The organism is Prosthecobacter fluviatilis, from assembly GCF_055388355.1.
The window spans coordinates 3,098,805-3,122,438 of the sequence record NZ_AP043782.1 but is presented as its reverse complement, the minus strand read 5'-3'; the positions used below and the strand labels follow the sequence as shown (position 1 = coordinate 3,122,438).

Annotated in this window: 20 protein-coding genes; 9 read left to right on the top strand and 11 right to left on the bottom strand. The window is 61.2% G+C overall.

What is annotated here, in order from left to right:
* Positions 1-86: 86 nt before the first annotated feature.
* A complete protein-coding gene (locus ACZ5WW_RS11980; protein ID WP_377167791.1) occupies positions 87-383 on the top strand; it encodes a hypothetical protein in 297 nt (98 codons plus the stop codon).
* Between the two features lie 872 nt (positions 384-1,255).
* On the opposite strand, the gene ACZ5WW_RS11975 is transcribed toward ACZ5WW_RS11980, so the two are convergent.
* The gene (locus ACZ5WW_RS11975; RefSeq protein WP_377167789.1) at positions 1,256-2,023 is read right to left on the bottom strand and encodes a sulfite exporter TauE/SafE family protein; all 768 of its coding nucleotides are present in this window, start codon (positions 2,021-2,023) and stop codon (positions 1,256-1,258) included.
* Between the two features lie 475 nt (positions 2,024-2,498).
* Here ACZ5WW_RS11975 and ACZ5WW_RS11970 point away from each other — a divergent pair, with 475 nt between their 5' ends.
* Positions 2,499-3,434 carry an IS110 family RNA-guided transposase gene (locus ACZ5WW_RS11970; RefSeq protein ID WP_377172271.1) on the top strand — a complete coding sequence of 312 codons (936 nt, stop codon included), beginning with the start codon at positions 2,499-2,501 and terminating at the stop codon, positions 3,432-3,434.
* A 245-nt stretch (positions 3,435-3,679) separates the two neighbouring features.
* Here ACZ5WW_RS11970 and ACZ5WW_RS11965 read toward each other — a convergent pair whose 3' ends face one another.
* Positions 3,680-5,014 carry a DUF4013 domain-containing protein gene (locus ACZ5WW_RS11965; protein ID WP_377170884.1) on the bottom strand — a complete coding sequence of 445 codons (1,335 nt, stop codon included), beginning with the start codon at positions 5,012-5,014 and terminating at the stop codon, positions 3,680-3,682.
* Between the two features lie 107 nt (positions 5,015-5,121).
* On the opposite strand from ACZ5WW_RS11965, the gene ACZ5WW_RS11960 reads away from it, so the two are divergent.
* Both ACZ5WW_RS11960 and ACZ5WW_RS11955 read left to right on the top strand, forming a co-directional pair.
* On the top strand, positions 5,122-6,780 hold the full coding sequence (locus ACZ5WW_RS11960) for a DUF1549 domain-containing protein (protein WP_377170886.1): 1,659 nt from the start codon (positions 5,122-5,124) through the stop codon (positions 6,778-6,780).
* 305 nt (positions 6,781-7,085) lie between these two features.
* Positions 7,086-8,381 (top strand): DUF1501 domain-containing protein, encoded by a 1,296-nt coding sequence (locus tag ACZ5WW_RS11955; RefSeq protein WP_377170888.1) that lies wholly within the window; start codon positions 7,086-7,088, stop codon positions 8,379-8,381.
* On the opposite strand, the gene ACZ5WW_RS11950 is transcribed toward ACZ5WW_RS11955, so the two are convergent.
* Positions 8,382-9,128, bottom strand: a complete 747-nt coding sequence (locus tag ACZ5WW_RS11950) for a c-type cytochrome (RefSeq protein ID WP_377170890.1) — start codon at positions 9,126-9,128, stop codon at positions 8,382-8,384.
* Between the two features lie 135 nt (positions 9,129-9,263).
* Here ACZ5WW_RS11950 and ACZ5WW_RS11945 point away from each other — a divergent pair, with 135 nt between their 5' ends.
* Positions 9,264-10,403: a M20 family metallopeptidase gene (locus tag ACZ5WW_RS11945; protein ID WP_377170892.1), complete on the top strand. Its 1,140-nt coding sequence runs from the start codon at positions 9,264-9,266 to the stop codon at positions 10,401-10,403.
* A gap of 57 nt (positions 10,404-10,460) precedes the next feature.
* Here ACZ5WW_RS11945 and ACZ5WW_RS11940 read toward each other — a convergent pair whose 3' ends face one another.
* Together ACZ5WW_RS11940 and gltB are read right to left on the bottom strand one after the other, a co-directional pair.
* A complete protein-coding gene (locus ACZ5WW_RS11940) occupies positions 10,461-11,939 on the bottom strand; it encodes a glutamate synthase subunit beta (protein WP_377170894.1) in 1,479 nt (492 codons plus the stop codon).
* A gap of 56 nt (positions 11,940-11,995) precedes the next feature.
* On the bottom strand, positions 11,996-16,582 hold the full coding sequence (gltB, locus tag ACZ5WW_RS11935; protein WP_377170896.1) for a glutamate synthase large subunit: 4,587 nt from the start codon (positions 16,580-16,582) through the stop codon (positions 11,996-11,998).
* Positions 16,583-16,756: 174 nt separating this feature from the next.
* Here gltB and ACZ5WW_RS11930 point away from each other — a divergent pair, with 174 nt between their 5' ends.
* Both ACZ5WW_RS11930 and ACZ5WW_RS11925 read left to right on the top strand, forming a co-directional pair.
* Entirely contained in the window at positions 16,757-17,617 is an 861-nt protein-coding gene (locus ACZ5WW_RS11930) for an MBL fold metallo-hydrolase (protein WP_377170898.1), read from the top strand.
* Positions 17,618-17,619: 2 nt separating this feature from the next.
* Positions 17,620-18,105: a hypothetical protein gene (locus tag ACZ5WW_RS11925; RefSeq protein WP_377170900.1), complete on the top strand. Its 486-nt coding sequence runs from the start codon at positions 17,620-17,622 to the stop codon at positions 18,103-18,105.
* A 15-nt stretch (positions 18,106-18,120) separates the two neighbouring features.
* Here the strand turns inward: ACZ5WW_RS11925 and ACZ5WW_RS11920 are convergent, their stop codons facing one another.
* Positions 18,121-19,041: an aldo/keto reductase gene (locus ACZ5WW_RS11920; protein WP_377170902.1), complete on the bottom strand. Its 921-nt coding sequence runs from the start codon at positions 19,039-19,041 to the stop codon at positions 18,121-18,123.
* 104 nt (positions 19,042-19,145) lie between these two features.
* A complete protein-coding gene (rpsT, locus tag ACZ5WW_RS11915; RefSeq protein ID WP_377170904.1) occupies positions 19,146-19,412 on the bottom strand; it encodes a 30S ribosomal protein S20 in 267 nt (88 codons plus the stop codon).
* A gap of 137 nt (positions 19,413-19,549) precedes the next feature.
* Here rpsT and ACZ5WW_RS11910 point away from each other — a divergent pair, with 137 nt between their 5' ends.
* Positions 19,550-19,810 carry a hypothetical protein gene (locus ACZ5WW_RS11910; RefSeq protein ID WP_377170906.1) on the top strand — a complete coding sequence of 87 codons (261 nt, stop codon included), beginning with the start codon at positions 19,550-19,552 and terminating at the stop codon, positions 19,808-19,810.
* Here ACZ5WW_RS11910 and ACZ5WW_RS11905 read toward each other — a convergent pair.
* Both ACZ5WW_RS11905 and ACZ5WW_RS11900 read right to left on the bottom strand, forming a co-directional pair.
* Entirely contained in the window at positions 19,807-20,253 is a 447-nt protein-coding gene (locus ACZ5WW_RS11905; RefSeq protein ID WP_377170908.1) for a SufE family protein, read from the bottom strand. The genes ACZ5WW_RS11910 and ACZ5WW_RS11905 overlap by 4 nt on opposite strands.
* A gap of 4 nt (positions 20,254-20,257) precedes the next feature.
* Entirely contained in the window at positions 20,258-21,235 is a 978-nt protein-coding gene (locus ACZ5WW_RS11900) for a DUF6807 domain-containing protein (RefSeq protein ID WP_377170910.1), read from the bottom strand.
* An 89-nt stretch (positions 21,236-21,324) separates the two neighbouring features.
* Between ACZ5WW_RS11900 and ACZ5WW_RS11895 the strand changes: the two genes are divergently transcribed.
* Positions 21,325-22,176: a sugar phosphate isomerase/epimerase family protein gene (locus ACZ5WW_RS11895; protein WP_377170912.1), complete on the top strand. Its 852-nt coding sequence runs from the start codon at positions 21,325-21,327 to the stop codon at positions 22,174-22,176.
* Between the two features lie 54 nt (positions 22,177-22,230).
* Here the strand turns inward: ACZ5WW_RS11895 and ACZ5WW_RS11890 are convergent, their stop codons facing one another.
* Together ACZ5WW_RS11890 and ACZ5WW_RS11885 are read right to left on the bottom strand one after the other, a co-directional pair.
* Positions 22,231-23,223, bottom strand: a complete 993-nt coding sequence (locus ACZ5WW_RS11890; protein ID WP_377170914.1) for a GDSL-type esterase/lipase family protein — start codon at positions 23,221-23,223, stop codon at positions 22,231-22,233.
* Positions 23,220-23,594, bottom strand: a complete 375-nt coding sequence (locus ACZ5WW_RS11885; protein ID WP_377170916.1) for a hypothetical protein — start codon at positions 23,592-23,594, stop codon at positions 23,220-23,222. The genes ACZ5WW_RS11890 and ACZ5WW_RS11885 overlap by 4 nt, the downstream gene beginning before the upstream one ends.
* Positions 23,595-23,634 lie beyond the last annotated feature (40 nt).

Sequence of the window (23,634 nt, the reverse complement as noted above, 5' to 3'; positions counted from 1 at the left end):
CCAAATGTGCCTCCATCGCAGCTCGCTTGTCTTGACACAAAGTCTGCGTCGCCCTCAGTCTCAACTCAACCGCCAGCCGTTTTCTGATGCACCTGCTCGCCCATGCGGCCTCCCAATTCATGATGTTGCTAGGCAAAGTGTACCTTCTCTCAGTTCCAATGGCCTTGCTTTCCGCTCTGTTGCTTGGGTGGCCGCGCCGACGCTCGTTCGCCAAATGGCTCGCCTTCGCATCACTTGTCATATCACTGCCTGTACTGGGCATTCTGCCGTTCCTGCCTTCTGTTCTTGGTGGCGATGCCGCAGGCGTGGTTTTGCTGTTGCTGGTATCCCCCTGCATATCTGCGGTAGTGTTGATCATGGTGAAACGATTGCAAAAAGGATGACTGGCAGAATTGCCCGGTAGGTTTCGATCACTCTCTGTCACATCGCCGCAGCCCAGCGCGGCGTGAACCGCTCATTCCATAGGTCGTCTGGATCCTCGCCCTCTACACACGCTGCATCATTCCTCCAGCTGATCCCCCAAGGGAATCCCAGCAGGTAGCCAGGAGGGCGCAGCCCCCTGGAAAGCTCACACCTCTCCCTCACCCAAGATCGCATACCGGAGGCATGCCAGCATCCCACACGCCTCCGTCAAATAGTCGTAAACCACTTTTAGCCCTCTCTCTGCTCATCAGCCCCAAAGGGGCGTCGGATTCAGCCCAGGGAGCAGTCGCGCAGCGACAAGCCCTGGGTCAACCGTACAAACACCCGGGGAAGCAAACCCAGCGCTTCGCCACCCCACACCAGGCCCCAGCAGCGTCTGCACTGCGTCCCGCCACGCATCTGCTCCGCAAACACCCATCGCCCTCGCCTCACCATTCGCTGCCTCCAAATCTCTCATTCGCCCCATCACCCTCTCCACTCCCACACCTCCGGCCAACAACCGTCAACGATCGTAAACAACCTCTAGCTCTCTAATTCGCTGCTCATCAGCCCCAAAGGGGCGTCGGATTCAGCCCAGGGAGCAGTCGCGCAGCGACAAGCCCTGGGTCAACCGTACAAACACCCGGGGAAGCAAACCCAGCGCTTCGCCACCCCACACCAGGCCCCAGCAGCGTCTGCACTGCGTCCCGCCACGCATCTGCTCCGCAAACACCCATCGCCCTCGCCTCACCATTCGCTGCCTCCAAATCTCTCATTCGCCCCATCACCCTCTCCACTCCCACACCTCCGGCCAACAACCGTCAACAATCGTAAACAACGGTCAACTCCCCCCTCACCCCCGAATCAGCCACACCGCCGCAAACGCCGTCAGCCAGAACAGCACATTCTCAAACACCTTCTGCGGCAGCCGCTTCAAAATCCACCACCCAATCACGACCCCCACCACCACGCACGGCATCAGTGTCACATTCGTCATCAGCGACCTCCCATTGATGATCCCCAGATCCGTGCTGAACGGCACCTTGAACAGATTGATGAAAAGAAAGAACCGGCTGAACACCCCCAGGTACTCCTTCTTCTCCAGGTGCTGCGCCAGCAGGTACACCGTCATCACCGGCCCCGCCGCATTCGCCAGCATCGTCACCACCCCGGCCAGAAACCCCATCGACCACGTGAAGACCTTGTGCTCTGTCAGCGCCAGAAAATCCTGCCGCCTCTTGTTCAGCACGTAGTTAAAGACCAGCAGCACAATGATGATCCACCCGATCACAATGCGCGCCATCGAGTTGTCAAACTTCCCCAGCAGCAGCCACCCCACCACCACCCCCGCAATCGCCGGCGGCACCATCGGCACGATCCGCCGCCAGCTCCCCCCCTTGCGGTTGATGATGAACCCCATGAAATCCGCCGCGATCAGCATCGGCAGGATCACCCCCACCGACTGCTTCGCCCCAAAGATCTGCGCCATCAGCACTACATTCAGCGTCGACGTCCCCGACAGCCCCGCCTTCGACATCCCGATGCACATCGCCCCCAGCGCCGCCAGCACAAGTTGCCAGGTGTCTGCGGGCAGGAGCGTGTGTTCAGTAAGCCAGTTCATCGGGCCCTGACGAATGCCGCATGCCACATCCCTCACAAGCCCCGATTCACTCCTCCATCACTTTTTCCCACACCGCCGCCATTCCAGCCCTGCGCGGCGGGGTCCGCACTCTCCGAGTGCGGCTCCCATCTCGTTCCTCCATCCACAGCTCTCACTACACCCATGACAGCCAGCCCGTGAAGTACGACGGGCACTCCTTGTATGATGGGGTTGTTCTGCAATCGTGATTGCGGCTAAGCTGGCCGCAGGCTGGATGCTGCGGCAGGCTGGCCCTTTACACCAACCTGCCGCAGAGCGTTCCGGGGAGCCTGCGGGCACTCAAGGCCCTTGGAGGCCGTCGGACAGCAAAGCACCCGGGACGCCAGAACAGACGGTAACTCGAACAGTTGAAAGAGCCTCCGCTTGACCTTGGTCCCGTGGAGAAGCTCGCATTGGCAAGGAAGAGTCCTCATAACCATCCATCCCATCCATCGTCATGAATGATGTCCATCCCCCGTCCGTTGTCTACGTCGGCGTTGATGTCAGCGCCAAGCATCTCGATCTCGCCGGACTATCCCGGCTCAAGCAGGTGCCTAACACTCCAGCAGGCCACCAGCGGCTGCTGCACAGCCTCCCTGCCAACGCCCACGTCATCGTAGAGGCCAGCGGTGCCTGCGAGCATGCGCTGTGGATCACTCTGCTCAAAGCCGCCGTGAAAGTCAGCCGTGTCAATCCCGCCAAGGTGCGCCACTACGCACGGGCCAATGGTCGCCTGGCCAAGACTGACGCATTGGATGCGCAGCTGCTGGTTCTCTTTGGCCAGGGGCTCTCACCGCAGCCTGACGTGCTGCCTTCGGAACAGATGCTGGAGCTGCAAAGCCTTGTCAGCCGCCGCGAACAGCTTGTCGCCGTGCATGCCACCCAGCAGGTCCAGCACCAGCAGCTGCAAAATGATGCGCTCAAAACTCAGGCCAGGCAGCTCATGGACTTCATGGAGCAGCAGATCAAGGCACTGGAAAAGAACATGGCCGTCCTGGTGAACTCAGCGGAACTGCGGGAGCGGTCTCAGCGCATGCAGCAGCTGCCCGGGGTCGGCACGGTCACCAGCGCCACCTTGCTGGCCTTGATGCCGGAACTCGGCCTGCACAGCGACGCTCGCATCTGCGCTCTGGCAGGCCTTGCACCGCATCCCTATGACAGCGGTCCGATGAAGGGCCAGCGCCACATCCAGGGTGGTCGCTGGAGAGTCAGGCGCGTGCTCTACATGACGGCCATCTGCTCCCTGAGCCACAACCCCATCCTCAAAGAACACTACAAACGTCTACGTCAACGCGGCAAACCTGCGAAGGTCGCCATCACAGCTCTCATGCGCAAAATCCTCTGCGTGCTCAACAAACTCCTCACCCAACCCAACTTCACACTTGCGTCGTAACACAGTTGCTGTCTGTCGATCAACGCGCCGCAAACACACTGACACCCGACTGACCCAGCTCATTCGGAGGCATGACGGTCATAGATGACACTCAGCAGCGCCAATCTTCCACCACCTCACCAACTCCACACCACCCTAGCAGCAACCAAACTCATATACCCACTCTTCACCTCCGCCCCCTCTGCCTCATCGCCCCTCTGCGGCAAAACCGAACGTCCCCACGTTCTCTAGACCGGAAACTCCCCCTACAGCGCCATCAGCGGTGCCGGCACCAGAAACGCATGCTGCTCCAGAAGGCTCCACGCCCCGTTCCATGACACATACGGCATGAAGTACACAAACACCGTGTACGCTACCGCCACCGGCACCATCCCCAGCCTCGCCGTCCATCGTGCAAACCAGTGCCTCGGCTGCTCATGCCTCATCGCCCGGCTCATCGCCCACCCCGTCAGCACGCGCGCAGGAAAAATGAAAGTCACAAACAGCAGGCTCGGCAGCCACGCCAGCTCCTTCGGCGTCAGCTCGATCTTCAGAAGATACAGCGGCATCGCAAACAGCAGCGTGATGAGCAGCGAAAACCAAAACGCCAGCGGTGCCCGTAGAAACAGCCGCCGCACCTCGCGCAGCTCAAACATCGCACCAAACCGCCCGCTCTCCGCAAACCGCGCCTGCAGAAACGGCAGGTGAATCGCCACCAGCAGCAGCAGCAGTCCTCCCAGTAGAGACAGCAGCACAGATCCCCCCACCGGCAGCCGCGTCGCCGCCAGCAGAATGCCCACCGGCACGATCAGCCACACCAGCGCCCCTATAAACCCGCGCAGCCCCAGCCAGAAATAAGTCGGCAGATGCAGCCCCACCACGTAGTCCGTGATCCGGCTCTGCACCCCCTCAAACTTTTGCCCCGTCCGCAACCATCGCACAAAGCGCAGCGGCTGCGGCCAGAGGAAATGCCGCAGTTTCCCCCCGCGCACGCACGACCAGGAAAGGTGCGCCAGCGTGATCACGATCACCACCACCAGCCCCGCATGCCACGCTCGCGCCACCCCGCTGCCCGGGGCGATCAGTTCCGCATCCTTCCACATCTTCGAAACCAGCCTCGCAGGCCACACCACGATCCACGTTCCCGCCGTTAGGCTTCCCAGCACCGCCGCCTTCCGCACGCCGATGAACCCATCCCGGAATCGTCCCGTCCTCGCCACCGTCCCGCTCGCCTGCAGCAGATACCCCAGGCTCAGAAAATTCAGCACCGGCACCACCGAGCACCCCGCCACCAGCACCAGCAGCGCCACAAAGCCAAACACCCACTCCAGTCCCGCCCCCACCTTCTCAAAAAAGCCCCGCCGCTTCACCATCGGCTCCGCCACTGTACTGCTGTCATTCCCGCCCTTCACCGCCAGCGGTCCACCGCTCTGAAGGGAGCGCGGGCACTCCTGCCCGCCTCCGTTCTGCAGTTCCGCATCCAGCCGGTCCGGTCCTTTTCTCTCAGCCTCCTCAATCATGCTCCCCTTTGCCCCACCATCAGCCAATGGCTGTGGCGAAGAGGACAAAAGCGTGACAGGCGGCAGCGTGAGCTCGGACATGATAGTGCGGCTATGAAAGCGCTGGGAGCACAGATAGTTGCAAATTTCCTGGAGAAACCAAAGATAACCCTGTGTGTTAGATAAGGGTTCGCTTCAAAAGCCCCCTCATGAACTCCGTTTCCTCCACCCCCAGCTGGCTGCTCTGGCTGCGCAATGCCGTCATCCTCGGTGCGCTGGCTTTGGGTGTCTGCTGGGGCGTCGCAGAGCTCCTCGCACCTCCGCTGCAGGTGTCCGGCAGTATCTCACGTCTCTCCAAAGTCACCCCGCCAGACGTCCAGCTCGCAGCCGCCAAGGTGGACGCAGAGTTCGCCAAGGACTGGGCGCAGAAGCAGCTCCAGCCCGTCGCCAGGGCGGACGATCTCACCATCGTCAGGCGGCTCTCACTCGCGCTCACCGGCAGCATTCCTTCCCTTGAGGAAATCCGCATGCTGGAGGCATTGAAACAGCCGGACCTGCCCCAGTGGTGGCTTTCCCGCCTGCTCTCCGACCGCCGCACCAGCAACTACCTCGCCGAGCGCCTCGCACGCGTGTACGTCGGCATCGAAAACGGCCAGCTCCTCATCTATCGCCGCCGTCGCCTCGTCGAGTGGCTCAGCGATGCCATCCAGCAAAACCGCCCCTACGATCAGATCGCCCGTTCCTTGATCGACTCTCACGGCATCTGGACCACCAACCCAGAAGTCAACTTCGTCTCAGTCACCCGCGAAAACAACAAAGGCCCCGACGAGGTCAAGCTCGCCGCCAAAGTCAGCCGCGCCTTCCTCGGCGTCCGCATCGACTGCGTCCAGTGTCACGACGGCAAGCTCGGCAGCACCTGGAAGCAGACCGATTTCCATCAGCTAGCCGCCTTCTTCGGTCAGGCCGACTTTTCACTCAACGGCCTCCGCGACGACCCCAAGCTCAGCTACAAAGTCCGCTACCTCGGCCAGACCGAGGAGGCCAAGGTCTCCCCCCTCGTGCCTTGGAAGCCCGAGCTGCTGCCCGCCAAAGGAGAGCCCCGCGCCAGACTCGCCGCCTGGGTCACCGCCAAAGAAAACAAAGCCTTCGCTCGCAGCATCGTGAACCGCATGTGGGCACTCCTCTTCAATCGTCCCTTGGTCTCCCCCGTGGATGAAATCCCCCTCGATGGCCCATTCCCTCCAGGCATGGAACTTCTCGCCGATGACTTCACCGCGCACCGCTACGACCTCCATCGCCTCATCCGCGTCATCGTCAGCACCCGTGCCTTCCAGATGTCCAGCCAGTCGGCGGACCCCGGTCATCCCGTCACCACCGCAGCGGAAAACGCCTGGGCCGCCTTTCCCGTCACCCGCCTCCGTCCCGAGCAGATGGCCGGCAGCGTCATCCAGGCCGCCTCCCTCAGCACCATCGACTCCGACACCCACGTTCTCTTCCGCATCAAACGCGACCTCGACGTCGCCAACTTCGTCAAACGCTACGGCGACTCCGGCGAGGACAATTTCGAAGACTCCGGCGGCACCATTCCTCAGCGCCTGCTGCTCATGAATGGAAACATGATCACCAACAACACCTCCGGAAATCCCTTCATCAACGCCAGCACCCGCATCAGCATGCTCGCCCCTGACACCGCCTCCGCCGTCGAGGCCGCCTACCTCTCCATCTTCACCCGCCGCCCCACCCCGGCGGAGGCCCGGCACTTCACCGGATTCCTCGCCTCTGCCCGCAGCCTCCAGGCCCGCAGCAACGCCATGTCCGACCTCTACTGGACACTCATGAACGCCACCGAGTTCTCCTGGAACCATTAACCCATAGGGGCACAAACCCTCCCCAATTTCTGAATTCATCATTCCTAAAAATTCGCGGTCATTCGCGCCCATTCGCGTTTTGAATTCTGATTTTGCCGGCGGTCTCAGTCCTCGAAATCCTGCACCCCCATTCCCCCCACAGCCTCAGAGCCGCCCGCCAAAGTAGCCCAGTTGCGCCGCAACTGGGACTCTCCCCAACAAGCCCCTCCACCCTCGCATATCCATCCGGGCTTTCCCCCCTCCTGCCTTTCTCATACCCCATTCTAATTTCGTCGTCTCGTCTCCTCATTCCGCCCGCGCCTGCCATGAACACCTCTCCCTGCCAAGGCCCTGACCACCTCACCCGCCGCTCCCTCCTTCGCGGCACCACCGCCGCAGGCCTCTCCTGGCTCACCCCTCTGGCCGACATCCTCGCCACCGAAGCCGCCACCGCCTCCTCCGGCAAACCCGCACGTTCCGTCATCCTTCTCTGGCTCGGCGGCGCCGCTTCCCAGCTCGACACCTTCGATCCCCACCCCGAAACCAAAATCGGCGGCGGCGTCAAAGCCATCCCCACCGCCATCAAAGGCGTCAGCTTCGCCTCCGGTCTCGAACAGACCGCCAGCGTCATGCAGGACGTCTCCCTCATCCGCTCCATGGTCAGCAAAGAGGGCGACCACGAGCGCGCCTTCTACAACATCAAGACCGGCTACCGACCCGATCCCACGCTCATCCATCCCAGCATCGGCGCCATCGTCTGCCACGAGCTGCCGGAAGCCAAAATCGAAATCCCCACCCACGTCTCCATCCTCCCCAATCAATGGCCCGCCCGCGGCGGTTTCTTCGGCGCCAAATACGACGCCTTCCAGATGTACGACCCCAAGTCCCCCGTGCCCGATGTCAAAGCACGCGTGAACGACAAACGCCTCGACCAGCGCATGGAAGGCCTCTCCGTGGTCGAGCAAGCCTTCGCCCGTGGCCGCGAGCCCGACATGGATCAGTCCAAAACCCTGCACCAGCTCTCCATGCAGCGTGCTCGCAAGATGATGTCTTCAGAACAACTGAAAGCCTTCAATGTTAGCGATGCTCCCGCCAAGGATCTCAATGCCTATGGTGACACCCCCTTCGGCCGCAGTTGCTTCGCCGCCGTCCGCCTCATCCAGGCCGGCGTCCGCTGCGTCGAGGTCACCCTCAATGGCTGGGACACCCACGCCAACAACCTCGAAGGTCAGGCTGCCCAGGTCAAAATCCTCGACGCCGCCTACGCCTCCCTCATTCGCGACCTCAAAAAGCTCGGCCTCCTCCAAAGCACCATCGTCGTCTGCGGCGGCGAATTCGGCCGCACCCCCAAGATCAACAACGTCGGCGGCCGTGACCACTGGCCCCATGCTTTCAGCATGCTCGTCGCCGGCGGCGGCTTCGCCGGTGGCCGCGTCATCGGCACCACCGACCCTCAGGGCGAGAAAAAAGAGCCCGAACACCCCGTCCTCGTCGAAGACCTCCACGCCACCATCCAAGATCTCCTCGGCATCGACTACTCCAAAGAAGTCATGACCCCCGTCGGCCGCCCTATGGCCCTCAGCAAAGGCGAGCCCGTCAAAGAACTGCAGGCTGGTGCATGATCACTTCTCCGCGCTCTCAAACGGACTGCCCTCAATGATCTGCTTTTGCTGCTGCTCCGGTGTGGCCACAGGGTCAGGATTGAGCGTCATGATGTAGGCCACCACATTGCGCAGCATCTGCTCGTCCTCGATGAAGAGCTTCGTCATCTGCACCATCTTGGCCCCGTTCACGTCGTTCTTCATCGCGCCGCGTTTCCCCGACTTAAACTTTTTAAGCTGCTCCTCCAGGTACCAGCTCTGGCGGCCAATCAACGGGGGGCTCCCGAAGGTCATCTCTCCGCTGGCATTGTACCGGTGGCATTCCATGCAGCGCTCGTGAAAGAGCTGCATGCCTTCCATCGCGTTCGTGTTGGCCAGCTCACGGTTCTGCCCAGTCGGAACCACCATGGGCATTTTTTCAACATACTCGATCACCGCCTTGATTTGCTCAGGCTGCAAGGCCTTGGCTATGGACGCCATCATGAATGACTGAGGGTCGGATGCATCATGTCCCCGGCGGCCTTCGCGCAAATTGGCAAACTGGGTGGTCATGTACCAGCCTGGCATCGCCGCGATGGATGGAGATTTCAGCTCCAGCTTCCCTTCGCCAGCAGTGCCGTGGCACTGGGCGCACACCGTCTGGAAGATCACCTTGCCATCCGTGGATTGGGTGGAGGCCACCGCAGGTGGCACTGGATCTGCCGAAAGCGCCACCCCGCCAATACCGAAGAGCATGGACGTCAGAAGATGAAGGCGGTTGATTTTCATGGGGCAAATTAACGCCGTATGTTGCACGCGGGTTACAACAATGCTGCCCGCCCACGGATTTTGCCAAATCCGACACACCCGCGGACAATTTTGTCCTACACTTGCGCCGGCTTCATGCCTGTGCCTTTCTGCCGCATGGCCTCACTCCCAGCGAACGTCGTCGAACTCACCCAGGCTCTCGTCCGCATCCCTTCGGTGAACCCGGATGGAGACCCTGGCACCGACGGCATCGGCGAGGAAGCCTGCGCCCGGTACGTCGCCGACTTCCTCCGCGCCTCCGGCGCCGAAGCCATCTTGGAAGAAGTGGAGCCTGGTCGCCCCAATGTCATTGGGCGCTTCCCGACGCAACCAGGTGCAAAACCTCGCATCCTCTTCGCTCCCCACACCGACACCGTCAGCGTCGGCGGCATGACCATCGATCCCTTTGGCGGTGAGCTTCGCGATGGCAAAATTTGGGGCAGGGGAGCCTCAGACACCAAGGGCCCCATGGCCTCCATGCTCTGGGCTCTCCACGAGATGCGCCACGAAATCCCCTCGCTTCCCGTCGAAGTCCACTTCGTCGGCTTCATGTCCGAGGAGAGCGCACAGCTTGGTTCTCAACACTTTGCGAAGCATCACGGCCGCTACGACCTCGCCATCATCGGGGAACCGACCAGCCTGAAGACCGTCTTCCGCCACAAAGGCTGCCTCTGGGCGGATGTGCACACCACCGGAGTGGCAGTGCATGGAGCCACCCCTGAACTGGGCGTGAATGCCATCGTGAAAATGGCAAAGCTCGTGCAGGCGATCGATACCGAGTTCCGTGAGATCCTTTCCGAAGCCGGAGGCGCGGATGAATGGCTTGGCTTTAGCACCATCAACTTGGGCATGGTCCAAGGCGGCACGCGGAGCAATATTGTGGCAGATTCCTGCAAATTGCGGGTGGACATTCGCACCACCCCCGGACTGCAGCGTGCAGGCGGAGCACTGGCGTTGCTGACTGAGTTTGTGCACCGGCATGACAACACCGCCAGAGTGACCGTGGCCAGCGAGGCCTTCCATCTTGATACCGATCCTTCGAACCCCTTCGTGCAGAAGCTGATCGCCGCCGGGGCCAGTTTGACCGGGGCACCTTGGTTCTGCGATGCGGCTTTCCTGGCTGCGGCGGGCACACCTGCCATTGCGATCGGTCCTGGCTCAATCGCCCAGGCGCATACCAAGGACGAGTTCATCGCCGTGCAGGATCTTGAGGATGGGGTGGCGTTTTTCCGGCGATTCCTGGCAAGTCTTGGCTGATGGGCGCAAAAAACCCGGGACTCATCAGATGAATCCCGGGTTTGAAGATGCTGAAGGTTACGGGAGAGAGGTTTCGCCCATCAGGTAGCGGTCGCACTCGCGTGCGGCGCCACGGCCTTCGTTGAAGGCCCAGACGACAAGAGACTGGCCACGGCGGCAGTCACCGGCGGCAAAGATGCCGGGGATGCTGGTGGTGTACTTGCCGTGCTCAGCCTTGATATTGCTGCGCGGGTCGCGTTCCACGTTGAGAGCGTCAAGCAGAGGCTGTTCAGGCCCAAGGAAGCCCATGGCGAGGAGCACGAGTTCGGCTGGCAGGACTTTTTCAGTTCCTGCCACCTTCTGCGGGCCGAAGTTGCCTTTTTCGTCCTTCTTCCATTCCACATCGACGACGTGGACGGCCTTCACGTTGCCGTCGGCATCGCCTTCGAAGTGGGTGGCGGTGGTGAGATAGACGCGGGGATCATCGCCGAACTTGGCGGCAGCTTCTTCCTGGCCGTAGTCCATCTTGTAGGTCTTGGGCCATTCGGGCCAGGGATTGTTGGCGGCGCGGGTGAGCGGCGGCTTGGCCATGATTTCCAGCTGGGTGACCGTGGTGCAGCCGTGGCGCACACTGGTGCCCACGCAGTCAGTGCCGGTGTCGCCGCCACCGATGATGACGACGTTTTTGCCCTTGGCGGAAATGTAGGGGCTGGCAGGATCCAGCACCGCCTTGGTGTTGGCGGTGAGGAAGTCCATGGCGAAGTGGATGCCCTTGAGCTCACGGCCCGGGATCGGGAGATCGCGCGGCTTGGTGGCGCCGGTGCAGACGACCACGGCGTCGAAATCCTTGGTGAGCTGCTCGGCAGTGATGTCGGTGCCGACGCTGACGCCGCACTTGAAGACCACGCCTTCATCTTCCAGCAGCTTCACGCGGCGGAGGACGACTTCCTTCTTGTCGAGCTTCATGTTTGGGATGCCATACATGAGGAGGCCGCCCGGACGGTCGGCACGTTCAAAGACGGTGACGGTGTGGCCCGCTTTGTTGAGCTGGGCGGCAGCGGTCAGGCCGGCAGGGCCGGAACCGATGACCGCGACTTTCTTGCCCGTGCGCCTGGCAGGAGGCTCGGGCTTCACCCAGCCTTCTTCCCAGCCCTTGTCGATGATGCTGACCTCGATGTTCTTGATTGTCACCGGGGGCTCGTGAATGCCGAGCACGCAGGAGCCTTCGCAGGGGGCGGGGCAGACGCGGCCGGTGAACTCCGGGAAGTTGTTCGTCTTGTGCAGACGGTCCAGCGCCTCCTTCCAGAGGCCGCGATACACAAGGTCGTTCCACTCGGGGATGACGTTGTTGATCGGGCAACCGCTGGCCATGCCGCTGATGAGAGTGCCGCTGTGGCAGAAAGGAATGCCGCAGTCCATGCAGCGCGCGCCCTGGTTTTTCAGGCGCTGCTCTGGCAGGTGCAGGTGGAACTCCTTCCAATCTTTGACGCGCTCAAGCGGGTCGCGGTCGGCGGGGATTTCGCGTTCGAATTCGATGAAGCCGGTTGGTTTTCCCATGGTCTCTTGTCTTTAAAAAGGTGATGTCTGTTGGTGTGTGACGCGTGATGTCGATGCTAGCTGCCGCCGATACGGGCGACGTCGCGGGCGTTGGCTTCGAAGGCGGCGTTGAGGGCGTCGTCGCCGGTGAGGCCGTCGTCCTTGGCCTTCTTGATGGCCTGGAGCACTCGCTTGTAATCCTTGGGCATCACTTTGACAAACTTGGGCACCATCTGCTCCCAGAGGGCGAGAACCTTGAAGGCTTTCTGGCTCTTGGTGAGGTCGGCGTGCTTCTTGATCAGCTCGTAGAGGCTGTCGATTTCTTCCTTGTCTTCGAGTTTTTCGAGACCGGCCATCTGCGTGTTGCAGCGGGTGGCAAAGTCGCCCTCCTCATCGAGCACATAGGCTTCGCCACCGCTCATGCCTGCGGCGAAGTTGCGTCCGGTGGTGCCGAGCACGACCACACGACCACCGGTCATATATTCGCAGCCGTGGTCACCCACGCCTTCGACGACGGTGTCCACGCCCGAGTTACGGACGGCGAAGCGTTCACCAGCTCTGCCGCGCAGGAAGAGCTCGCCGCTAGTCGCGCCATAGAGCGCGGTGTTGCCGGCGATGATGTTGTCTTCGGCGGCAAAGTCGGAACCTTCCGGCGGGTAGATGATGATGCGGCCGCCGCTGAGGCCCTTGCCGATGTAGTCGTTGCCGTCGCCTTCCAGCTCAAGGGTGACACCCTTCGGAACGAAGGCGCCGAAGCTCTGGCCGGCGGTGCCGTTGAACTTGATGTGAACGGTGTCGTCCGGCAGGCCGTGCCAGTGGCGCTTGGTGATCTCGTTGCCGAGGATCGTGCCGACGGTGCGGTTGACGTTGCGGATTTTGACGTTGGCAGTGACTTTTTCACCCTTCTCGATGGCGGGTTTGCACAGGTCGAGGAGCGTGGTGATGTCCAGCGAACGGTCGATGCCGTGATCCTGGATTTCGGTGCAGTAGCGACCGACTTCAGGGCCGACGTCCGGCTGGTAAAGCAGGTTGGAAAGGTCAATGCCGCGAGCCTTCCAGTGGTCGATGGCGTCGCGGGCTTCCAGCACTTCCGTGCGGCCCACCATTTCCTGCAGCGTGCGGAAGCCGAGCTGGGCCATGAGCTCACGCACTTCCTGGGCGATGAACTTCATGAAATTGGCAGCATGCTCAGGATCGCCGCTGAACTTGGCGCGCAGCTGAGGGTCCTGGGTGGCGACACCCACAGGGCAGGTGTTCAGATGGCAGACGCGCATCATGATGCAGCCCAGGGTTACAAGAGGAGCAGTGGCGAAACCGAACTCCTCAGCACCGAGCAAGGCGGCGATGACCACGTCACGGCCGGTCTTCATCTGACCGTCCGCCTCAACGACGATGCGGCTGCGGAGATTGTTGAGGACGAGGGTCTGGTGGGTTTCGGCGAGACCGAGCTCCCAAGGAAGACCGGCGTGCTTCACGGAGGTCTGCGGGGAGGCACCGGTGCCGCCGTCGAAACCGGAGATCAGCACGACGTCGGAGTGGGCTTTGGCCACACCTGCGGCGATGGTGCCGACGCCGACTTCGGACACGAGCTTGACGCTGACGCGGGCTTCGCGGTTGGCGTTCTTCAGGTCGTGGATGAGCTGGGCAAGGTCCTCGATGGAGTAGATGTCATGGTGTGGAGGCGGCGAGATGAGGCCGACGCCCGGCGTGGAGCCGCGCACCTTGGCGATCCAGGGATACACCTTTGTGCCAGGAAGCTGGCCGCCTTCACCGGGCTTGGCGCCCTGGGCCATCTTGATCTGGATTTCCTTGGCCTGGGACAGGTAGAGGCTGGTGACGCCGAAACGACCGGATGCCACCTGCTTGATGGCGCTGTTCTTGGAGTCGCCCTTCTCGTTGGTCCAGGTGTAGCGTTCGGGGTCTTCGCCGCCTTCGCCCGTGTTGGAACGACCGCCGATGCGGTTCATGGCGATGGCGAGGGATTCGTGCGCCTCCTTGGAGATGGAGCCGTAGCTCATGGCGCCCGTCTTGAAGCGCTTCATGATGGACTCGATGGGTTCCACTTCCTCGATCGGAATGGATTTGCGAGCCTTGAAGTCCAGCAGGCCACGCAGGGTGTAGAACTGCTTGATCTGCGTATTCACCAGCGCGGTGTACTGCTTGAAGGTCTCGTAGCTGCCGGTGCGGACCGCTTTCTGAAGCGTGTGGATGGTGAGCGGGTTGAAAAGGTGGGCCTCACCTTCCTTGCGCCACTGATAGTCGCCGCCGACGTCGAGGGCGTGCACCTGGGAGTCGCGCTCAGGGAAGCCACGCAGGTGGCGCTGGATGGCCTCTTCGGCGATGACCTTGATGTCGCTGCCTTCGATGCGGGTGGCGGTCCAGCTGAAGTACCTGTCCACCACGCTCTTGCTGAGACCCACGGCCTCGAAGATCTGCGCGCCGCGGTAGCTCTGCATCGTGGAGATGCCGATCTTGGAAGCGACCTTGATGACGCCCTTGGTGGCGGCTTTGATGAAGTTGTACACCGCTGTCTTGTGGTCCACATTGACCAGCAGGCCCTGGCGGATCATGTCATCCAGGGTTTCAAAGGCGAGGTAAGGATTGATGGCACCGCAGCCGTAGCCGATGAGGGTGCAGAAGTGATGCACTTCACGGGGTTCGCCGGACTCCAGCACGAGATCGCACTGAGTGCGGGTGCCTTTGCGGATGAGGTGATGGTGCAACCCGCCCACGGCGAGTAGCGCCGGGATGGCAGCCTTGTCAGCGCACACACCGCGGTCTGAAAGGATGAGGATGTTCCAGCCCTGGGTGACGAGCTCGTCTGCCTTGGCGCAGATGTCGGCCATGGCTTTTTCCAGACCAACAGCGCCCTGCTTGGGATCAAACAGGATGTTGATGGTGGCGGCTTTGAACTGGCCATGGGCCACGTTTTTCAGCTTGGCCAGGTCCTCATTGCTGAGGATCGGCGTCTTGAGCTCGATGAGGTGGCAGCTTTCAGGCTTCGGATCAAGCAGGTTGCCTTCAGCACCGATGGTGGTGATCGGCGAGGTGACGATTTCTTCGCGGATACAGTCGATTGGAGGATTCGTGACCTGGGCGAAGAGCTGCTTGAAGTAGTCGTAGAGCAGCTTGGATTTGTTGGAGAGGACCGCCAGAGGAATGTCGGTGCCCATGGAGCCGATGGCTTCCACGCCTTCACGGCCCATGGGGACCATGAGCTTGCGGAGGTCTTCAAAGCTGTAGCCAAAGGCCTGCTGGCGCTGCAGCATGGTCTCGTGGTCCGGCGGAGCCACAGGCTCGCCGTCCTTGATGTCTGCCAGCTTCACGAGGTGCTTGTCCAGCCAGTCGCGGTAGGGCTTTTCAGCGGCGATTTTGGCCTTGATTTCATCATCAGGGACGATGCGGCCTTCTTCCATGTTCACGATGAACATCTTGCCGGGCTGCAGGCGTCCTTTGAGCTTCACGTTTTCAGGAGCGATGGGGAGCACGCCGGCTTCAGAAGCCATGATGACGAGGTCGTCCTTGGTGACGTAGTAGCGGGAGGGGCGCAGACCATTGCGGTCCAGGGTGGCACCCATCATGGTGCCGTCCGTGAAGGCCACGGAAGCCGGGCCGTCCCAAGGTTCCATGAGGCAGGAGTGGTACTCATAGAAGGCCTTGCGCTGGTCATCCATCGACTCATGGCCGCTCCAGGGCTCTGGAATCATCATCATCATGGCATGCGGCAGTGAGCGGCCGCCCATGACGAGAAGCTCGAGCACGTTGTCGAACATGGCGGAGTCGGAGCCGCTTTCGTTGACGATGGGGAAGAGCTTCTTGACGTCTGGGAAGAGAGGGCTGGCCAGCAGGGACTGACGGGCCTTCATCCAGCTGATGTTGCCACGCAGCGTGTTGATTTCGCCGTTGTGGGCGATGTAGCGATAGGGATGGGAACGCTCCCAGCTCGGGAAGGTGTTGGTGGAGAAACGGGAGTGCACCAGCGCCAGGGCGGACTCCATGTCCGGATCCTGAAGGTCGAGGAAATACTGGCCCACCTGCTCAGGCATGAGCATGCCCTTGTAAACGAGCGTGCGGGAGGAGAGGCTGGAGCAGTACCAGAAGCTGTCTGCGTCGGCCGTGCGGATGGCGGTCACCGCGCGCTTGCGGATGATGTAGAGCTTGCGCTCAAAGGTCTGCTGGTCGGGGCAGTCTGCACTGCGCTGCAAGAAGGCCATGCGCATGAAGGGCTCGCTGGCTTTTGCCGAGAGGCCGATCATCGAGTTGTTCACCGGCACGTCACGCCAGCCGAGCACTTTCTGGCCTTCTTCTTCGGCCACTTGTTCAAAGATACGTGCGGCCGCGTCGCGCTGGGCTTTGTCTGGCGAGCAGTAGGCCATGGCAACGCCGTAGTGACCTTCTGCGGGGAGAGTGATGCCGAGCGGGGCGGTGACTTTGCGCAGGAACTTGTCCGGCACCTGCATGAGGATGCCCGCTCCGTCTCCCGTATTTTTTTCGCTGCCGACTGCGCCGCGGTGATCGAGATTGATAAGAATCGTCAGCCCCTGTTGTACTATGGAGTGAGAACGTTTGCCTTTCATCTGACAAATGAAGCCGACGCCGCAGGCGTCGTGCTCGAATTGCGGATCGTAAAGGCCTTGTTTCGGGGGAAGTCCGTAGTTTCTCATTTTTGCGTCAAAAGGGGGTCGGCACTTAGGCCATTCCAGGGAGTAAATCAACCAGCATTCTATTTGCCAAGAACACGCTTATTTTACGACTGTGAAACATTCCAAGATGTTTTTGGGGGCTGGAAGGGGTTCATCCGCCTTGCATCGGGGCGGGCAAGCCGCTAGAAAAAGCGCATGGTGCGTCTCACAATTCTCGGCAGCGGCAGTTCGGGGAACTGTGCTGTCATCTCGACGGAGCGCACCACCCTCCTGGTGGATGCCGGGCTGAGCGCCAAGCAAATCTGCCTGCGGCTGGAGGCTTGCGGCTTCTCGCTGGAGAGTCTGGACGGCATTCTGCTCACGCATGAGCACCAGGACCACACGGGGGGGCTGGAGGTGCTGAGCCGCAAACGGCAGGTGCCGCTTTTCTGCACGGCGCTGACGCAGGAGACGCTGGCGGGGAATCTCAAATTCCGCCAGACGCCCACCTGGCGGCTGATGACCACGGGGGCGGCTTTCGAATTTCAAGACCTGCGGATCGAGTCCTTCCCAGTCCCGCATGATGCGGTTGACCCGGTGGGTTTTGTGATCGCGGACGAGGAATCCCGCCTGGGGATACTGAGCGACGTGGGGTACGTGACCAACCTGATCAAGGACCGCCTCAGGAATGCCGACAGCCTGTTTATCGAGGCAAATTACGACACGCAGCTGCTGGAAAACGACACCAAGCGCCCCTGGTCCACCAAGCAGCGCATCAGCTCACGCCACGGGCATCTTTCCAATGAGCAAGCCGCCGAGCTGGTGCGGGAGGTGGCGCATCCTGGTCTCAGCCATGTGGTGCTGGGGCATCTGAGCGATGACTGCAACGACCCGGCCACCGCTTCCAGGTACATCCGCCAGGCGCTGGATGCAGCAGGGGCCGTCGATGCCAAGGTGCACTGCGCGGAGCGGCACAAGCCCACCCCGACGATCGAAGTGGTGCGCCGACGCAGCAGCGGTGTGAGTTTTTGTGTGGCGGCTTCAGCGGATTCCACCGGGCAGCTGGCCCTCTTTTAACCATGAAAAAGATCATTCTTCGCGGCCTGCTGGTTCTGGTTCTCATTGAGGGGCTATGGCTGGCATGGTGGGTTTTTGGGCGTTCTCCAGAGGCACAGGTGAGGGCGGCGCAGGCGAACCTGATCGAGGCGGTCGAAAAGCGCGACTGGAAGACCCTAGAGAGGCTGATCGCGCCCAATTATACGGATGCCTATGGCCACAACCGCGACACGGCGATCCAGGATGGGCGCAAATATCTCAGCGGATTCTTCACGCTGACCTTGAAGACCGACAAGACCACGGTCCGGGCTGCCCAAAAGCAGGGGCTGGTGACCACGATGCTGCGACTCGAAGGCAATGGCGTAGGCTACAGCCAGATGATCTCAGGGTACGTGAATCAGTTCACGGAGCCGTGGGCGTTTCACTGGAGCAATCCCGGCCGCTGGCCATGGAACTGGCAGGTGAGCCTGATCCATCACGACCAGCTTGTCATCCCGCCCCACGAATAGCGGTGCCGGGCGGCCTCATGGTACGCCGTGGCCCTTGGCGGCCTCCCAAAGGCCGTACCAGTCTTCGCGGTCCAGCCTGATGTCCGCGGCTTTGACCACGGCCTGAATGCGTTCCAATTTATTGGTGCCGATGATGGGCAGCGGGCAGGAAGGGTGGGCCATGATCCAGGCGTAGGCGAGCTGATCGAGCGTGGCTCCGTTGTATTTGGCGGAAAGCTCGGCGGCTTTGGCATGGAGACGGGCGGCGGCGGGATCTGTCTTGTCCATCAGGACACCTTTGGCCAGTGGGGACCAGGCCATGGGCAGGATGCGGTGGCGCTGGCACTGGTCTGCGGTGCCGTCGAATATCGGATCCATGTGAAGGAGGCTGAACTCGATCTGGTTTGTGACCAGAGGCTGGTCCATGCGTGAGTTCAGCAGGTCAAACTGGTGTGTGTTGTAGTTGGAAACTCCGGCGCTGCGGATTTTGCCGTCTTTGAGCAGTTTGTTCAGTCCCTCGGCGGTTTCATCCGCGCTGGTCAGCCAGTCGGGGCGGTGAACGAGGAGCAGGTCGATTTCATCAATGCCCATGAAGCGCAGAGACTTTTCGGCACTTTTGATGATGCGTGCGGCAGTGACATTGTAGTGGGCCACTTTGCGATCGGGGTGGAACTCGCAGGGAATGTAGATGCCGCATTTGGTGACGATCTCGATCTTGCTGCGAAAGGCAGGGTCCAGCCTGAGGGCGCTGCCGATGGCCTCCTCGACCTTGTAAACTCCATAGATTTCCGCCGTGTCCAAGGTGGTGATGCCCATGTCTGCGCAGGCTTTGAAGCGGCTGAGGAGGGCCTGCGGGGAGCAGTTGGCGGGGTCTGCATCGTCGAGAATGCGCCAAGTGCCGTAGATGAGGCGTGAAAACTCAGGGCCGTTGGGGGCGATTTTCTGGCGGGTGATCATGGTGGGAGGTCGATCTTTGCTGGCCTTGCCCCGTCCGACAAACAAAAAAACGGCATCTCATGCGAGATGCCGCTTCAAAATGGGAATGGAAAAAAGCCTGCCGCTTACTTCGTCAGGGCGCTGACCTTGACGGCAAGGCGGCTCTTGAGACGGGAGGAGGTGTTTTTCTTGAGGACGTTGGTCTTGGCGGCCTTGTCTGTGGCGGAGGCGAACTCGCTCAGGCTGGCGGCTGCGGCGGCTGCGTCCTTCTTGTCGATAGCGGCGATCACCTTCTTGCGCAGGGTGCGGATGCGGCTTTTCACCGTCTGGTTGTGAGCGGTGCGAGCCGTCGTTTTGCGGATGTCTTTTTCTGCGGAGCGGATGTTGGCCATAAAAGGGGCGGGGGGAAAGGGCGGCGAGAATAGGGCGACACCCCCCTTCTGTCAAATTGGAATCCTGCCCGTGTATAACCTGGCAGGTTTTGCTTGGCTCCGGCGGGCAATTCCGGTAGAACCTTCACATACCACCCATGATCGAAGTCGAAATCTACGCGCCCGGTCTCCGTTCCGAGTCCAATGTGATGCAGCTCCGCAATCAAATGGACCACTTTCCCAAGGTCCGTTACAAGGTGGATGCCCGTCATGACCTGGTCTATTTCGAGATCGACAGGCCGGGGGACATCAGCCAGATGGAGATTCACCAGATTTTCGACGCCATCGACCTGCAGCCCCGTTTTGTGGGGCAGATACCCGAGGAACTGCGTACCGGGCAGACCACGCGGCTGGCCTAGGCTGGCGGCTCTGAGAGTGCCTTGGCAGCCTGCTTCATGCGGCCCAGCACGTAGTAAACGGTCTGGCTGCGCAGGCGGACGAGATCCGCGCCGATGATGCGCGGGATGAAGTCCTGCGGCACTGCCAGCACCTGGGCAAGGGGGCAGCCATTCAGGCCGCGACAGAGGATGGTGGTGAGCGCCTTGGTCAAAGTCTGCACCCTGGGCCCCAGGCTGATGGCAAAGTGAACGTGGTCTCCGTGCTCCAGCCGTGCGTGCACTCCGACGGTGTCTGTGCATTCCGCATCATGGCGAATGTCCTCAAGGTCGAATTTTTCGCCTTGGTGGGGCGCGCAGGACTCTGCGGCGGCAGCGAAGTCGATCAAATTGTCCCGCCTCTCGCCTTCCGGGAGGGATTCGAAAAAGGAGATCAGTTCGCCAAGCGCGGGGGGATAGTCGGCCATGCCCTTATTTCTTGGCCGGTTTCAGCGCCAAATCCACCACGGGCATGGCGGAGAAGGTCTGCCACTGGGCCTCGCTCTCCGCCTGGGTGGCCACGCCATCATGAACCCAGAGGGCGTAGCGCACGCGCAGCTTTTTTTCCTCGGTGACTTCCACGGGGGTGTCCAGGCTCAGGCAGCAGCCCATCCAGCCGTCATTGCGCACATGGAAGGCGGTGGGGTTGTGCGGATTCATGGGGTGGTTCATGAGGGTGATGCCGCCGAAGCCGTCGGCGTCATTGGTGATGCGCCCGCTGTAGTCGCACCAGCGCGCGGGCTTGCGAAAAACGGCTTCCTCATTGAGCAGCCCCTCGGAGTTGAGGATGCGGCCGCCGCCATCATGCACGCCGATGCTCCTGGCCATGCGGACTGCCACCAGTCCGAAGCCGGTGGCGCCCAAGGTGGCGGTTTTGCCCTTGGGCGGGGAGAGCTCCAGATCGATGATCATGAACCAGCTTTTTGCTCCGTCGATGGGGCGGATCTCTGTGCGCCGGACCTCGATGAGCTGCACAGATTTGTCCGCCTCGCTGATCCAGTGGTTGACCATGCGCATGGAGGCGTGTTCGTCGGTGTCTTCGTAGCCTTCGCGGGAAACCTCCACATTCACGATGCGGCCCTGTTTTTTGGCGTAGTCGCCCCAGAAGTCGAGGTCGTTGACCATGTTGTGAGACACCCAGACGCTGTTGTGGTGGGAATGGGTGAGCGGATCGTGCGGGTGGCCCATGCGGGTGAGGCTCACATCCCGGGAGGCCCGGACGGGGTAGCAGAAGGGCCGCATGTCCTGAGGGTCGAAATGCATGGCGGAGAGCTCACGACCATCGAGCTGGAACGAGGTGACATGGTGGGGCAGCGGCACCGCCTGCATGCGGGGGATGGGCTTGGCGGAAGGCAGCTGGGCCAGGGCGGCTGTGGTGGAGATGAGGAGAAGGGTCGGGAATTTCAGCATTTCTTCAGAACGCGAATGCATGCGCTCATTTTCCATTCTCGGTTCTTCCATTTCGCCGGGAACTCGCCAGACTTTCGCCTCCACCCACCATGAAGCACCTACTTCTATCCCTCCTCTTCGCCACCGCGTCGTTTGCGGCCACGATTCCTGAAGCCGCCAAAGTCGGCCAGTTCTTTGCCGGCTGCCAGGCCTACAGCTTCCGCATGTACAATGTGTTTGAAGCCATCGACAAAACTGCGCAATGCGGCGGCAAGACGATTGAGTTTTACCCAGGGCAGAAGTTTTCCACGGCCAAGCCGGACGCGAAGTGGGACCACAATGCGACGCCGGAAATGATCGACGAGGTGATGAAGCACCTCGAAGCCAAGGGGCTCACGGCCGTGGGGTATGGTGTGGTCAAGCTTGGCCAGGACGACGCCTCCAACCGCAAGATTTTCGAATTCTGCAAAAAGCTCGGGATTGGCGTCATCGTCACCGAGCCGGATGTGACGGCTCTCGACAAAATCGAGGCGCTGGTGAAGGAATTCGACATCAAGATGGCCATCCACAACCATCCGAAGCGCCCGCTGGACCGAGCCTACATGTTCTGGGACCCGAACTACGTGCTCGATCTCGTCAAAAACCGCGACCCTCGCATGGGCTCCTGTGCTGACGTGGGCCACTGGGTGCGCAGCGGGCTGAACCCTGTGGACTGCATCAAGATTCTCAAAGGGCGCATCTTTGACAGCCACATGAAGGACCTTACGGCCTTCGGTGACGTCAAGGCCCATGACCTGCCTTTCGGCACCGGCAAGAGCGACATCCCCGCCATCCTCGCCGAGTATGCCGCGCAGGGGTATCCAGGCCCGCTGCATTGCGAGTACGAGCACAACTGGGAGACCAGCGTGCCGGAGATCACCCAGTGCCTCGATTTCGTGCGCAACTGGAAGCCTGCGAAGTAAGGCAGACGATCTTTCTGAGAAGCAGGGGATTTTCAATTCCCTGCTTTTTTGTGCCTATTGAGTCTCGCCCATCAGGTGCTTGACGGTGGGCTCGATGGCTTCCGCCCAGATGCGATAGCCTTTTTCGTTGGGGTGAAGGAAGTCGGGCATGATGTCTTTGGTGATCAGGCCTTCAGGCGTGAGGAATTTGGGGCCGATGTCGAGGAAGGCGACGTTGTGAGTGCCGTGGAGTTTGGCGATGATGCCGTTGATTTCAGTGATCTTCTCGCGCTGTGGGTTGGGCTTTTCGCCACGTGGGAAGATGCCCAGCAGGAGGATTTTCGACTGAGGCAGGCGTTTGGAGAGCTCCTGGACAATGGCTTCGATGCCGACGGCGATGTCTGGCGCGGAGCAAGTGCCCGTGTTGTTGGTGCCGATCATGATGACGATCAGCTCGGGGGAGATGCCGTCCACTGCACCGTGCTGCAGCCGCCAGAGGACGTTCTCGGTCTTGTCCCAGCCGAAGCCAAGGTTGCCGGCGTTGCGGGGTGCGTAAAACTCACCCCAGGTCTGCTGGCCGCGCAGTGAATAGCCGTCGAATTGTTCGCCGCCGAAGAAGTGTGTGATGGAGTCGCCGATGAAGAGGATCTGAGGTTTGGCTTTTTTCACGGCAGCGCTGGTGAGGGCGTGGCGCTTTGCCCAGTCATACTGTGGCCAGCTGCGGTCCTGGGTCACAGGAACCACGGTGCTCGGCAGCGGTTTGTGACCGGCCAGCGGTTCAAAAACAGCCTGGGCGGGTTCGCTCATGGTTTTGCGGTCCAGGGCAAAGGTTCTGGTTTTCAGCGTGCCGCCTGAGGGGAGGTCGATGGGGGCGAGGTAGGGGTTGGACTTGGCAATGGGGTCCGCGCCGTCGAGCGTGTAGAGGATCGTGGTGCCTGGAGCGGTGCTTTTCAAAGTCACGGTGCCTGCGGCGTCCCGGCTGATTTCCGGCGCTGTCAGCTGAAGTGCGCTCTGGGCGCAGAGCAGAGTGCTGGAGAGCAGAAAGGAAAGAAGCAGGGATTTGGTCATGGCAGGGCCACGCTAACGAGAAGGCCGCGTGCTGTCCATGCGAGCGTGCGGATCCAGTTGGTGCGGATGACATGACGGACGAGGGCGGCATCCAACCCGCGCATGAGTCTGGTGTGGGCGGGGGCCTGAAGGATGGCGGTGGAGAGCCAGATGACTCCGACCAGGCCCGCGCTGAAGAGAAACGGCACCGTCCTTTTTCCTTCGTAGATCAGCCATGCGGCGGAGCTGGCTTCAAGAAACAGCAAGGGGCCGACAATGAGGCTGATCCTGAAGCAGTGGGCCTGGTGGTAGTCTTTGAAGTCTGCAGCCGCAACCCGCAGGAACTGAGGATAAACGAGGATCTGCACCACCCAGATGAGTCCTACGAGCATCCAGGTGACGGCGAGGTGGGTCGTGGCGATCCAATGAATC